Genomic DNA, 14,597 nt, shown 5'->3' with positions numbered 1-14,597 from the left:
TTAATAGGAATTGATTAAGTAATCATGTTAAACACCAATAAATAAGCATAAAAAAAGCGCGAAATGTAATATTTCGCGCTTTTATAATTTATATAATGAAGGAATTAATCCGCTAAAATAATTAGCTTATTATCTTTCATCTCTAGAGTACCAGAATTGATTGCTAACCATACTCCTTTATCAGATTTTGTGAATTTAGCTTCAACGTCCTCATCTAACTGAATATTACCAGCAACTTTTACATGTCCTTCTTTGAGAATAGAGACAATAGGTGCGTGATTTGTTAACATTTCAAACTCTCCATTAACTCCAGGAACTGTAACTGAAGTTACTTCTCCGTTAAATAATGTGGCTTCTGGTGATACAATTTCTAAATACATATTCTTTTAGTTGTTTGTTGTTAGTAGATGATTGTTAGAAAAATTAGTAACCAACAATTATAAACCAATTATGCTTCTGCAAGCATTTTTTCTCCAGACTCAATAGCGTCTTCAATAGAACCTTTAAGGTTAAAAGCTGCTTCTGGTAAGTGATCTAACTCACCATCCATAATCATATTAAATCCTTTAATCGTTTCTTTAATATCAACTAAAACCCCTTTAAGTCCTGTAAATTGCTCTGCTACGTGGAAAGGTTGTGATAAGAAACGTTGTACACGTCTTGCTCTACCAACAGCCATTTTATCTTCTTCAGATAATTCTTCCATACCAAGAATAGCAATAATATCTTGTAATTCTTTGTAACGTTGTAATAACTCTTTTACACGTTGTGCACAGTTGTAGTGCTCATCACCTAAAATATCAGCTGTTAAAATTCTTGATGTAGAATCTAATGGATCTACTGCTGGGTAAATACCTAGCTCAGCAATTTTACGAGATAATACCGTTGTTGCATCTAAGTGAGCAAATGTTGTTGCTGGAGCTGGATCCGTTAAATCATCTGCAGGTACGTAAACCGCTTGTACAGATGTAATAGATCCTCTTTTTGTTGATGTAATACGTTCTTGCATCGCACCCATTTCGGTTGCTAATGTTGGTTGGTAACCTACTGCAGAAGGCATACGACCTAATAATGCAGATACCTCAGAACCCGCTTGTGTAAAACGGAAGATATTATCTACGAAAAATAATACATCTTTTCCTTGCCCTTCACCAGCTCCATCACGGAAATATTCTGCTATAGTTAATCCTGAAAGTGCTACACGAGCACGAGCTCCAGGAGGCTCATTCATTTGTCCGAATACGAAAGTGGCTTTAGATTCTTTCATTCCAGCTTTATCAACTTTAGATAAATCCCATCCGCCTTCTTCCATAGAATGCATAAAGTCATCACCATACTTGATAATACCCGACTCTAACATTTCACGAAGTAAATCGTTTCCTTCACGTGTTCTTTCACCAACACCTGCAAATACAGAAAGTCCACCGTGACCTTTTGCAATATTGTTAATCAACTCCTGAATTAATACTGTTTTACCAACACCAGCACCACCAAATAAACCAATTTTACCACCTTTTGCATAAGGCTCAATTAAATCGATTACTTTAATACCCGTAAATAAAACTTCAGTAGACGTTGATAAATCTTCGAATCTTGGAGCTTGTCTGTGAATAGGTAAACCAGCATCACCAGCTTTAGGTAAATCACCTAAGCCATCAATAGCATCACCAATAACGTTGAAGAGACGTCCGTAAACATCATCGCCAACTGGCATTTGAATTGGAGCACCAGTTGCATGAACTTCTGTTCCTCTACTTAAACCATCTGATGAATCCATTGCAATAGTACGTACGGTATCTTCACCAATGTGAGATTGTACTTCTAATACTAATTTTGAACCATCTTGATTGTTAATTTCTAACGAATCATAAATCTTTGGAAGCTCTGAACCAGCAGCGAATTCAACATCAATAACTGGACCTACGATTTGTGCAACTTTACCTGTAACTTTTGACATTACTCTTATGTTTTTGTTTTGCAATTGTTTAACTATGAAAAACAGACTTTATCAATCTACTTGAATACCTCGGTTTTTCGCGCTGCAAAGATATGAGTTTTATTTTAAATACTCCGTCAAAATTTATGGCTTTTTTAAGCATAGAAAACGCCCCCAATATGAGAGCGTTTTTTATCGTGATATATACTTTGTTTTTACTGTAGTAATGTAGGTGGGTAATTTGTTGGGTATTCTCCTGGATCTACTAAATTACCAGAAGCTTCAAAATTTGATCCATAAGTTACATCAATAGCTTTCATCATCTCATTTGCCATTAAGGCATAGCCCCTAGATGTTAAATGAACTCCGTCTAAACTTATTAAGCCTCCAGACACTAAATCTGTAGTTAGAATAAAATCTCCAGATGCAAAGCCTGTTGTAGATGCTTGTTCTAAAATTGATTTAAAATCTACAAAAGCAAGTCCTTTACTTGTTGCTATAGCATTAATAGTTTCATTATAAGCATCGGTCGCTGTGTTTATAGCGAATTGTTCACTTGGAATTAAAACCCATTTGTCTTCTAAAGGAAGTGTAATTCCTTCTGCTGCAAATTGCGCAGCAAGTGTTTCTGGTAACCCTTGTAATTGTAATGCAGCAGCATAGTCTTCATTTACGGTACCAATTACAGAACTGCTTGGTAATACTAATAAATCTGTGTTAGTAGCTTGTCTTGTCTGTCCATAAGTATTAGCTAATAAATTAGCTACTAATGGAGCAGCTGCTTCAGGTAATCCAAATTGTGCAATAAAAGCAGGGAATGTTGGACTTGCATTTAAGGCACCTGCGATTGTAGCAGAAATATCGTCAAGCGTCTCATCTTTAATAACTACAGCACTTGCAGCTGTTTCAGAAAAAACAATGGCTCTACTTGGATCTACAGCATTAAAAATTGGATTTAAAGCTCCGAAGATTGAATTCAATAATGGAATCTGAGGTCCGAAAGCTTCATTTGTTGGGTCTAATGGATTGTGAGGTACTGTTGTAAAATGTGCTAATGTTGTAATGTAAGGAAGATTAGCAACCACACCTTTTGCGCCGTTTGCCATTAAGGCATCTACAGTTGTCGAAAATGACGCTGCAAATACATTAGGATCTGTTATATCATTTGAACCATAAGTTGATGGGTCTAAATTATTGGTTTGATCTACACCTGTTCCTCCAGATGTTGCATACGATAGAACATCATTTCCTCCTATTTCAGATAAGGTAAAAAATGTTGGGTTTTGAGCCACTGCATCACCTAAAATAGTTGCTGTAGGACTTGATGCCATTCTTCCAAAATATGGATTTAATGTACCGTAACCTGCTATGCCTAGGTGAAAACTTTTAGCACCAGGAATACCATAATTATTAAATGGTCCAGATAATACATCTGTAATTTCTGTTGTTGGTGTTGCTGGTAAAAGAGTAGGACCACTGCCATTAAAGTAAAGTCTTGGTGGAGATACTACTGTTGTACCTAATACAAACCCTCCAATATTGTCTTCCATTAAGGGTAAAGTAAAGCTACCACCACCTACAAAGGCAAACTTTTGAGATAATAAATAAGGAAAAGAACTTTGCTGACCAGCAATAAATAAAGCGTTATCCATAAAGCCTCCAGAAAACGAAGCTCCTACGGCAATATACTTTGAGAAATCAGCTTCACCTTGTGTTAATGCTGGTAATATTACCTCTGTAGTAGGATTGTCTAATTGGTCTTCAAAATCTTCTTCATCATTACATGCTGTAAATCCAATAAGGACAGCTGACAGTAATAAATATTTTATATTTTTCATTTTGTGTTTTTTATAAGTTATTAATTGTCCAAGAAGCATAATACATTGATCCTATATGACCTGATCCAAATACAGTGAAATATTCTTTACCACCAATGTTTGTACCACCTATTTTAATAGTCGATTTCAATGCTGGGATTTTGTAATTAATTTGTGCATCTACGGTATGGAATTCTGGTACTACACCATCACCAAATGTTGCTTCCCAGAAATAATCGTCACTAAATCTATAAGCGACATTAAATCCGAAGTTTTTAAATAACTCTGTGTTACCAAAATGCGCTTTAAATTTATGCTCTGGTGTGTTAAAGTTAGTTTCGAAATTAGGGTTTGCAGCTTGGTCAAAATCTTGTTTCGTGAATGTATAACTTCCACCTAAATCAAAATCTCCCATTACTTTAGTTGACACGCCTAATGAAGCTCCATAAGAATTAACATCTACATCAGAGTTTGTGTAAGCACTATATGTTGTGAAATCACTACTCGCTATAGCGGCTACAGCAGAGCCATCTGCTACTGATCCGTATAATGGTGCTATTACCACTTCTGAAGAAATAAAATCTTGGTATTTGTTATAATACGTACTAAAATCTATAATCACTTTATTGATTTTTCCTCTATATCCCACTTCTATAGAAGATACTTTTTCTGGAGAAACAAGGTTTGGATTAGCGATTTCTAAAACAGAAGGGTCGCCAGTTGCAGCTAATTGTTGTACCGAAGTTGCTGTATAAGAATTATTATAAGCAGCACCACCAGTTTGTGTATAGACAGTTCCATCACTTGCTGTGAAATCTCTAGTATAGCGATCTAAATTATCTGGAGCAGAACCGACTAATATTGCTCTACCAGCATCTAATCCAATAAATAAATCTTGCGTAGTAGGATTTCTGAAACCTGTTTGAGCAGATGCTCTAATGTTATGGTTTTCGTTTAATGTTAGCCCTAACGATAATCTAGGTGAAATAAATCCATCAAAATACTCTGACTTATCATAACGTGCAGAAGCCGTTATTTTTAATTTCATTTCTTCACTAAGTTCTAAATCTTTTTGAACTTGAGTATATACACCAAATTCACTATAATCGATTGGTCCATCATAATCCGTATAAATTGAACCAAAAGAGTTTAATTTATATTTTCTGTAAGATCCACCAACTTGGATATCTGCAATGTCAGTTAAATGACTAAAATTATAGTTACCATCTGCATGGTAGTATTTAGATGCATCTTGGAATTGAGATCCTGTTGCTAAATCTGGATCTTGAATGATTCTGTTAAACGCATTTTTAAATTCTGTAGATCCTGGAGCAAACCTTCCGTTCTCAGCAGCAGCTCTAGCAGCCGCATGTGCTTGTGTATCTGTAGCTCCACCTCCTAATGTCGCTGCTACGTAAGTATTGATATAATCTCCAAACCAATCGGCATCACTTTTCCAAGCTCTGTTAATGTTAATTCCAGTAAATACCATATCATAAGAATCACCAGCTTTATCTGCTACAACATAACCTCTTACAAAGTAATTATCGTTTTTAAGCTCTATCTTATGTTGTTCTTGAAAGAATCCATCAATATTATATCGGTTAGTCCCTTGGTAAATTGTAGTACCTGTACCCACTTTTCCGATATATTGGATTTCAAAATTACTATCTTCTATTGGACGGTAATATAATCCCCAATCCGCTTTGATACTTTGCGCTTTATATTCTGTTAAATAACGTTCTTCATAACCTGTTCTACTTACAAAAACGTCTGGGACAATACCAGTTCCGCCAGCTAAATCATTAATATTTGCAGAAACTTCATCTCCATAAACATTGATACCGTTATAGTTTAAGTTAGTCGCTCTAGTACCTCCAAATCTATCACTATCTACGTCGCTATTTGCAGCCCAATCTGTACCGTTTAAATAACCGAAGTTAACTTTTGCTGCAAATTTATCGCTGAATTTATAAGCCATACTAATACCAATATCTGTATACTCATTATCACCAGCGGCTTTTTGAGATGTAATCCCTTTCTTAATGACTGCTCTTATGCCTTGCTGATCAAATGGGTTTTTACTTCGCATAAATAAGATACCGTTAAAGGCATTTGCTCCGTATAAAGCAGAAGAGGCTCCAGGTAGTAATTCTACACTATGAACATCTGTTTCAACCATACCAACAAGATTTCCGATAGGGAAATTTAATGCAGGAGTAGAGTTGTCCATTCCGTCAACTAATTGCATAAAACGCGTATTAGCAGTGGTTGCAAAACCTCTAGTGTTTACGGATTTAAACGTTAAACTACTGGTGTTTACATCAACACCTTTTAAACTTTCTAAACCACCATAAAAATCTGCAGAGGCTGTGTTTTTGATTTCTTTTAAGCCAAAACGTTCTACAGTTACAGGAGATTCAAAAATTCGCTCAGGGGTTCTTGAAGCAGAGATTACAACTTCATCAAGAGAATTTCCTTCTTCTAGTGTAATATTTACGGTTTGATTATTTGTTGTGATTTCAATAGTTTGAGTTTCAAAACCTGTATAACTAATACGGATTGAAAAAGGAGGTTGTTGGTCTACAGTTAGTGTGTAGTTCCCATCAAAATCTGAAACGGTACCTGTACTTGTACCCACTACTACAATATTTGCGCCAGGTAGTGGTAACCCGGTATTGTCTATAATTTTACCATTTATTGTGGTTTGTGCGAAAGATACCACGCAAAAAAGCATCGTGAAAAGCTTTAAGATTGTCTTCATTTTAGAGAGTTAGTTAATTTATTAGTTGAGCAATTTAATTAAATATATGAAAATTAATGAATAAATGCGTAAAAATTATGCGTGCATAGCACTTTATTGACAAAATAAAGCCTTAAAACTGATTATTATTCAATTTTAAGGCTTTAAAAATATGATTTTTGTAATCATTTATGTTATTCCACTGTAACAGACTTAGCTAGATTTCGTGGCTGGTCTACGTTTTTATTTAGCATCACTGCAATGTGATAAGATAACAATTGTAAAGGTATAGTTGTTAGTAATGGAGAAAGACATTCTAATGTTTCTGGAACCTCGATAACGTGATCTGCTAATTCCTTAACACTTACATCTCCTTTAGTAACAATACCTATAATTTTACCTTTTCTTGATTTGATTTCTTGGATGTTACTCACCACTTTTTCGTAATGTCCTTTTTTAGTCGCAATAACAACCACAGGCATTTGCTCATCTATTAAAGCAATAGGACCATGTTTCATTTCTGCAGCAGGATATCCTTCGGCATGTATATAAGAGATTTCTTTTAATTTTAATGCACCTTCTAGAGCTACAGGGAAATTAAATCCTCTACCTAAATATAAAAAGTTTTTAGCATCTTTATAAATCTCAGCAACGGTATGAACGTAAGCATCTGATTTTAAAGCTTCCTCAACTTTACTTGGAATCGTTTCTAATTCAATAAGGTGATGTCTAAATTCTGAACTAGACATAACGCCTTTGGCTCTCGCTAAACGTAATGCCATTAAGGTAAGTACTGTAATTTGTGTTGTAAAGGCTTTAGTTGATGCTACACCAATTTCTGGTCCAGCATGCGTGTAAGCACCTGCATCACTTTCTCTTGCAATTGTAGAACCTACAACATTACATACACCAAAAACAAAAGCACCTTTTGATTTGGCTAATTTAATAGCGGCTAAAGTATCTGCTGTCTCACCAGATTGTGATATAGCGATGACGATGTCTTTATCTGTAATAACAGGATTCCTGTATCTAAATTCTGAAGCGTATTCTACTTCAACAGGAATTCTTGCTAAATCTTCAAAAATATATTCTGCCACCAAACCAGCATGCCAAGATGTACCACAAGCAACGATTATAATACGATCTGCAGCCAAGAATTTTTTCATATTATCCTCAACACCGACCATTTTGATAATAGCCTCGTTACTTAATAAACGACCTCTAAAGGTGTCTAAAATAGCACTAGGTTGCTCATAAATCTCTTTTAACATAAAGTGATCATAGCCACCTTTTTCAATTTGTTCTAAATTAAGTTGAAGTTCTTGAACGTAAGGATCTACTAAGGTGTCATTCTTGATTTTTCGAACTTTGATCTTTTTGCCTCTTCTAATAATTGCCATTTCTTCATCTTCAAGATAAATAGCATTTTTAGTATATTCAATAAACGGAGATGCATCACTTGCTATGAAAAACTCATCGTCACCAACACCAATAGCCAAAGGACTACCCAGTTTTGCAACCACAATTTCATTAGGTTTATTTTTGTCAAATACGGCAATAGCATAAGCTCCTACAACTTGGTTAAGCGCAATCTGAACGGCTTTACCTAATTTTAGATTTTCACTTTTCTTAACGTCTTCGATTAGATTGATTAATACTTCTGTATCTGTATCTGATTTAAACGTATAACCACGTTTAATTAATTCTTTTTTTAATGAATCGTAATTTTCAATTATACCATTATGAATAATTACTAAATCTCCAGAATTAGAATAGTGAGGGTGAGAGTTAGCATCGTTTGGTACTCCGTGTGTAGCCCAACGTGTATGACCAATACCTAAAGTACCATCTGTAGAAACTTCACTTTCCATTTTAGCTTTAAGGTCAGAAACCTTTCCTTTAGTTTTACATAATTTAATAGTGTTACCATCGTACAATGCTATACCAGCACTATCATATCCACGGTATTCTAATCTCTGTAGCCCTTTAATAATAATAGGATAAGCCTCTCTATGGCCAATATATCCAACAATTCCACACATAGATTCGTTTTTTAATTAGTTTGGTTCTGTGTAATAAATTTCTAAATATACACGTTTACTTTCATTTTCAGGTTCTGTGGCGTTACCATATAAAATTGTACCTCTTGGAGTTAGCACTGAACCTAAAGGTACAGTGTCATCTAAATCGTCTGAGCTTTGAATTTTATTCTGACTAGAACTAAAACTAGGATCTTCTATATTGACATTTAATGATGCTGCTAATCCAAGTTCAACATTTGTAGAATCGCGTAATAATAAATTGTTGATATGCTCCGTTATTTTTAGTTTGTATTTAATACCTCTACCATCAGCTTCATCATCGACACGTTGTAAAGCACCAAGATGTCCCGTTTTAGAAAACTCAGGTGAAGCAGAATTAGTAACATCTAAATAATAATCTATTAAGGGAGCTTTATTCGTTAAATCATATAAATAAAGTCTGTTAGGTTCATTTTCTGGATCTTCATTTAAAAGATCTAGTTGATCACTGTCTACATAAAACACAAGATTGGCTTCGTTAACTAATCGTTTAGAACGTATAAATGTTCCGTCATCTTCATCCGTTTCTACGAAGAACTCTTTCCAGTCATCAAAGGTGTTATCATCTCCATCTCTTAAATCGTCACCATCAAATAGTTTTACTCCTGCAATAGCTCCTTCGCCTCCTTTTAGGTAAATTCTGCTATCTCCGGATTCCGGAACTCCATCGTTAAGTGGAAATGTAAATGTATTATCGAAGAAATTAATTTTATTAGATCCAAAAGTGAAAACAAAAGTAGATTGGTCTGTTAGGTCTTCGTCATCTGTTGTTGATGCCGTTAATTTTGAATAGTATACTGTAACGTTTGAACCGCTTAAAGTACTTGTATCTAAAATTAGAAAGCTTCCGTCTTCGTTTACAGGTTCTGCTTTAAAATAAAGTCCTCTAAAGTAATCTGCAAAGTTGTTTGGGTTACTTAAAACAGCATCTCCTTCTTTATCAATAATTTTATTTTGCCAGTATGTAGGATCTAACATAATTCTTATTGCAGGAGCTTCGTTTGATAGTAGTGTTTTGTCACCATTATCATCTAACTCATTAACATCTTTTAAGCTATATCCTTCATCACTTATTTCAATTTCATTATCGACTACAGTCATAATAGTTCCTGTAGCATCATCATAATCTACAAAAGTAAGTTCTTGTCCTTCTAAAGCAGTAGTCGATATCATTTCTGAAGATGAAGCAGACCTATTTGAATAGTAAGCTTGACTTTCGTTAAACTCAGCAGATGGGTCAAAATCTCTAATGAAATAGTTGCTTTCAAAAATTCTTAGTTCAATTTTACTGAAATTTTCACCTTTTGAAATTATTGAATCTACTTCATAAGTTATTTTACCGTCATCGTCTATACCTGTTGCAGTACTAAAATAAGGGATTGTAACAACCACAGAATCTATTACTACTTCGTCGCCAAATGATGGATCGTAATCACTAGGTGTCAGTTGTGTTACAAAACTAGATTTTGTTCTACCATAAAGGTCATCATATATTCCTAATGTGCTTAGAGCTAAGTTATTGGTTTGTACTGGTTTTAATGTTTTAGTATAAGCAATAACATCATATGTTTTAGGAAATATATCAAAATTAGTTGCAATATCATTATTAATGACATCAGACTCTAACGTAGCAAAATCACTATCGCAAGCAATAAAACTTAATAGAATTAGGCCGAATGATATTGTCTGTAAGGCAAATTTATTCTTTTTCATAAGTGTACTAACTGTTTTTTAATACGGTATTATTGTAAAACTCTGTGTAAGGATCCGCAAATTCTTCAACAGAATAATAGTCTAATACAGGTTTTGTTAAATCATTTAAATACGTATCTAATTCTTCAGGTAGTTCTTCAGAACCTCTAATGATAGCATCAGAATTATCGATAGCCACTTTCATTAGATTAACATAACTAGGTTGTTTTAAAAGCGTTGTTACTTCTGAGTTTAATCCGTCAAAGTTTATTTTAGATAGCATTCCTGTATCTAACGTTCCTTCAAAGCTTTGATTGTATACAGAGGTTACTATTTTGCTTTCCGTAAATAAAGGTTCTGTTTTGTAAAATTCTTTTAAATATAATGGTAGTAGTGATGCTAACCAACCGTTAACATGGATAATGTCTGGAGCCCAATTCAGTTTTTTAACAGTTTCTATAACTCCTTTTGCAAAGAAAATAGCACGTTCATCATTATCTGAAAATAATTGACCTTCTTCATCTGTTAATGTTGCTTTTCTCTTAAAATAGTCTTCATTATCTATGAAGTAAACTTGTATACGTTCTTTAGGAATAGATGCTACTTTTATAATTAGTGGCATATCTAAGTCGTTAATCACCAGGTTAATACCTGATAGTCTAATAACTTCGTGCAATTGATGTCTTCTTTCATTTATGTTTCCAAAGCGAGGCATAAATATTCTTATTTGACCTCCTTGTTTGTTTACCATTCTAGGTGCTTCAAATGACATTGAAGAAATTTCTGTTTCTGGTAAATATGGAACAACTTCCGAGGACACATATAATATTCGTTTATCTTTCATAAATCTGCTGCTTTTGAAATTAATAGTAAAAAACATGCAAAATTACAAAAATTTGTGCAGATTGCTAGTATTATATTATGTTTGCATGCGTTAAACTTTTATAACTCCATTGAAGAACTTTAAGAATAAAACAGGATTATCGACTTATATAACGGCATTGAAAGCTAATGGGAGTTCTATTGGTTTTGTGCCAACAATGGGTGCCTTGCATGAAGGCCATTTGTCTTTGGTAAATAGGGTTTTGAGTGAAAATGATTTTGCGGTGGTGAGTATCTTTGTTAATCCTACGCAGTTTGATAACCAAGATGATTTAGTTAAATACCCAAGAACTATAGATGCAGATATTGCATTGTTAAAAACAGTGAGTGACACTAAGGTTATTGTGTATGCGCCTTCTGTTGAAGATATTTATGCAGATAATATCCAATCGCAAGCCTTTAGTTTTGATGGGCTAGAGCACGAGATGGAAGGAGCCTTTAGGAAAGGACATTTTGACGGAGTTGGTACCATTGTAAAACGTTTATTTGAAATTGTTAAGCCAGACACGGCTTATTTTGGAGAGAAAGATTTTCAGCAATTACAGATTATTAGAAAGTTAGTAGAATTACATAATTTACCTTTAGAGATCATTGGTTGCCCTATTTACCGAGCTAAGGATGGCTTGGCTATGAGTTCTAGAAATGCTAGACTAACACAAGATCATAGAGTTGCGGCACCTTTTATTTATAAAACATTAAATACTGCCAAAGAAATGTTTGGCACAAAAAGTGCTAAAGTAGTAACGGAATGGGTTACAAAGCAATTTGAAAAACAACCGCTCTTAGAGTTGGAATATATTATAATTGCAGATATAGCGACCTTAAAACCAGTATATCGAAAATCAACAAATAAAACATATAGAGCGTTTATAGCTGTTTATGCAGGCGATATTAGACTTATCGATAACATCGCTTTAAATTAATTACCTTTGTAAAATGCAAATTCAAGTAGTAAAATCTAAAATTCATCGCGTAAAAGTAACAGGAGCGGCCTTAAACTATATTGGTAGTATCACTATTGATGAAGATTTAATGGAAGCCGCTAATATTATTCAAGGTGAAAAAGTTCAGATCGTAAACAATGACAATGGTGAGCGTTTAGAAACTTATTGTATCCCAGGACCAAGAAAAAGTGGAGAAATAACTTTAAATGGTGCTGCTGCAAGAAAAGTTTCTGTTGGAGATACCTTGATTCTTATCACTTACGCGTTCATGGATATTGAAGACGCTAAAGTTTTTAAACCCTGTTTAGTATTTCCAGACGAAGCTACTAATCTTCTAAAATAAACTGGTGGCTCAACCTAAAACCATCTTAAAAGTTGGTGTGCCGTTGCTCTTAGGAGTTGGTCTGGTATGGTACTCTTTGTCTAAAATTTCAGTTTCTACTTTAGTTCAATATTTTAAAGACGCTAACTATAGTTGGATATGCCTTGGAGTTGTTTTAGGTATTCTAAGTCATGTGTCTAGAGCATATCGTTGGCGTTTTATGGCAGAACCTTTAGGTTATAAACCAAAATTTGGTAATAGCTTAATGGCTGTTTATGCGGCTTATCTTATTAATTTTACCATTCCTAGAGCTGGAGAAATTGCGAGATCAACGATTCTAAAAAATTATGAAGGCATTCCCTTTGAGAAAGGTTTTGGGACCATAGTTGCAGAGCGTATTGCAGATACTGTGATGTTGTTACTCATAATAGTAATTGCCCTTTTTTTAGAGTTTGAGTTTATTTATAAATTTTTCGTAGATAAATTTAATCCAATAGCATTAGTTGTATCAGGTATCGTACTCTTAATTTTAGGTATGGCCTTGCTTTTATTTATAACCAAGAGTAGGTCTCAATTGGCGTTAAAAGTAAAAGGTTTTGTAATGGGACTTATTGAAGGCATGCTTAGTATTTTTAAAATGAAACAAAAATGGGCATTTATAGGTCACACCCTTTTTATTTGGGCTATGTATGTATTGATGTTTTATGTGACTACATTTGCTTTACCAGAATTGCATAACGTATCTATTGCAGCAATCCTCATAGGTTTTATATTGGCTAGCTTTAGTATTGCTGCGACGAACGGAGGTATTGGTTCGTTTCCAGAAGCAGTAGTTATTGCATTTTCAACGTTATTTGGTTTAGCGGAAGATCCAAGTAGAGCATTTGGATGGATAATGTGGTCTACACAGACTTTAGTAATTATTATTATAGGTGGTCTGTCTTTATTATATTTACCTATTTACAACAGAAAGAAAGCCATAAATTAATTTTTTACCATACTTTAAATTTTTAGTACATGTTTAGAATCAAGAATTTTCACATACTTCTTATAGCGCTTTTTATAGGCTTAAATATTCAGGCTCAAGCCATTTATAAAACTATTGATTCTTATAAGCTTGATGGAGAACGCGAATTAAAAATTCAATTACCAAGAAATTATAATCCCGAAGAGAAGCGAACGTACCCTTTAATTGTTGTTTTAGATGGAGATTATTTGTTTGAGCCAATTGCTGGTAATATCGATTATCAATCGTATTGGGAGGATATTCCAGATTGTATTGTTGTAGGTATAAAACAAGCAAATACAAGAATCGATGACTTTTATTATGATGATGATAGCAATTTTCCTTTGCATGAAGGAGCTGATTTTTATGAATTTATTGGTGCAGAATTATTACCATTTATAGAAGAGAATTATAAGGCTTCAAATTTTAGAATTATTGTTGGGCATGATTTAAGTGCTAATTTCATTAACTATTACTTGTTTAAAGATAAACCTATGTTTAGGGCTTATATAGCTTTGAGTCCAGATTTGGCACCTAAAATAACGGATAGATTAAAACAGCGTATAGAGATTTTAGAGCAAGAAACCTTCTACTATATGGCTACAGGAGATGCAGATTTAAAAGCCTTAAGAGCATCAATTTTAGAAACTAATACGGTTATTTCTGCTATAGAAAACAAAAAACTCTTTTATCAATTTGATGATTTTGAAGATGCTAACCACTATTCTTTAGTGGGACGAGGTATTCCAAAAGCTTTAAACCAAATATTTGGACTTTTTAAACCTATTAATACTAAAGAGTATAATGAAAAAGTACTGACTTTTGAAGGATCGCCTTACGATTATCTAGTAAAAAAGTATGAAGACATTGAATATTTTTATGGATTTGAAAAAAAATTAATTGAAAATGATATCAGAGCTATTGCCGCTGCGTCCAATAAAAAGGACGATGTAGAATCTTTAGGGAAATTATCAAAACTCATTAAGAAAATCTATCCTGAATCTATGTTAAATGCTTATTATTCAGGGATGTATTATGAGAAAGAAGGTAATCTTAGAAAGGCTTTAATACGTTACAAATCAGGTTTACTTTTGCAGCCATCTCAATTCATAGACAAGGAGATTATGCTTGATAAAATGTATGAAATTCAAGAATTATTAAACGATTAAGTGTA

The 14,597-nt window shown here is 33.9% G+C and carries 11 protein-coding genes; 4 read left to right on the top strand and 7 right to left on the bottom strand.

Translation table 11 applies throughout. The annotated features are described in order from the left end of the window. Positions 1-104: 104 nt before the first annotated feature. From HM981_RS13545 to HM981_RS13515, 7 genes are all read right to left on the bottom strand, one after another. Entirely contained in the window at positions 105-380 is a 276-nt protein-coding gene (locus HM981_RS13545) for a F0F1 ATP synthase subunit epsilon (RefSeq protein WP_179339342.1), read from the bottom strand. A 68-nt stretch (positions 381-448) separates the two neighbouring features. Next, positions 449-1,957, bottom strand: a complete 1,509-nt coding sequence (gene atpD / locus HM981_RS13540) for a F0F1 ATP synthase subunit beta (protein WP_179339341.1) — start codon at positions 1,955-1,957, stop codon at positions 449-451. A 194-nt stretch (positions 1,958-2,151) separates the two neighbouring features. Then, the gene (locus tag HM981_RS13535; protein WP_179339340.1) at positions 2,152-3,774 is read right to left on the bottom strand and encodes an SGNH/GDSL hydrolase family protein; all 1,623 of its coding nucleotides are present in this window, start codon (positions 3,772-3,774) and stop codon (positions 2,152-2,154) included. A 10-nt stretch (positions 3,775-3,784) separates the two neighbouring features. Beyond that, positions 3,785-6,517: a TonB-dependent receptor gene (locus HM981_RS13530; protein ID WP_179339339.1), complete on the bottom strand. Its 2,733-nt coding sequence runs from the start codon at positions 6,515-6,517 to the stop codon at positions 3,785-3,787. 173 nt (positions 6,518-6,690) lie between these two features. Further along, positions 6,691-8,538 carry a glutamine--fructose-6-phosphate transaminase (isomerizing) gene (gene glmS, locus HM981_RS13525; protein WP_179339338.1) on the bottom strand — a complete coding sequence of 616 codons (1,848 nt, stop codon included), beginning with the start codon at positions 8,536-8,538 and terminating at the stop codon, positions 6,691-6,693. A 15-nt stretch (positions 8,539-8,553) separates the two neighbouring features. Further along, positions 8,554-10,290, bottom strand: a complete 1,737-nt coding sequence (locus tag HM981_RS13520; protein ID WP_179339337.1) for a DUF4270 domain-containing protein — start codon at positions 10,288-10,290, stop codon at positions 8,554-8,556. Positions 10,291-10,297: 7 nt separating this feature from the next. Further along, positions 10,298-11,113, bottom strand: coding sequence for a glycogen/starch synthase (locus HM981_RS13515; protein ID WP_179339336.1), 816 nt, complete (start codon positions 11,111-11,113; stop codon positions 10,298-10,300). 109 nt (positions 11,114-11,222) lie between these two features. Here HM981_RS13515 and panC point away from each other — a divergent pair, with 109 nt between their 5' ends. Genes panC through HM981_RS13495 form a run of 4 tightly spaced genes read left to right on the top strand, consistent with a single transcriptional unit; the run spans position 11,223 to position 14,592 of the window. Beyond that, positions 11,223-12,074, top strand: coding sequence for a pantoate--beta-alanine ligase (gene panC, locus HM981_RS13510; RefSeq protein WP_179339335.1), 852 nt, complete (start codon positions 11,223-11,225; stop codon positions 12,072-12,074). A 13-nt stretch (positions 12,075-12,087) separates the two neighbouring features. Next, positions 12,088-12,438, top strand: coding sequence for an aspartate 1-decarboxylase (panD, locus tag HM981_RS13505; RefSeq protein WP_115815707.1), 351 nt, complete (start codon positions 12,088-12,090; stop codon positions 12,436-12,438). 4 nt (positions 12,439-12,442) lie between these two features. Continuing rightward, on the top strand, positions 12,443-13,405 hold the full coding sequence (locus tag HM981_RS13500; RefSeq protein WP_179339334.1) for a lysylphosphatidylglycerol synthase transmembrane domain-containing protein: 963 nt from the start codon (positions 12,443-12,445) through the stop codon (positions 13,403-13,405). Between the two features lie 29 nt (positions 13,406-13,434). After that, entirely contained in the window at positions 13,435-14,592 is a 1,158-nt protein-coding gene (locus tag HM981_RS13495; protein WP_218846445.1) for an alpha/beta hydrolase, read from the top strand. Positions 14,593-14,597: the final 5 nt, after the last annotated feature.

Source organism: Winogradskyella ludwigii, assembly GCF_013403985.1.
In the GTDB taxonomy this organism is placed as follows: domain Bacteria; phylum Bacteroidota; class Bacteroidia; order Flavobacteriales; family Flavobacteriaceae; genus Winogradskyella; species Winogradskyella ludwigii.
Note: the sequence above shows the minus strand (reverse complement) of the source record. Positions and strands in the feature narration are given on the sequence as shown.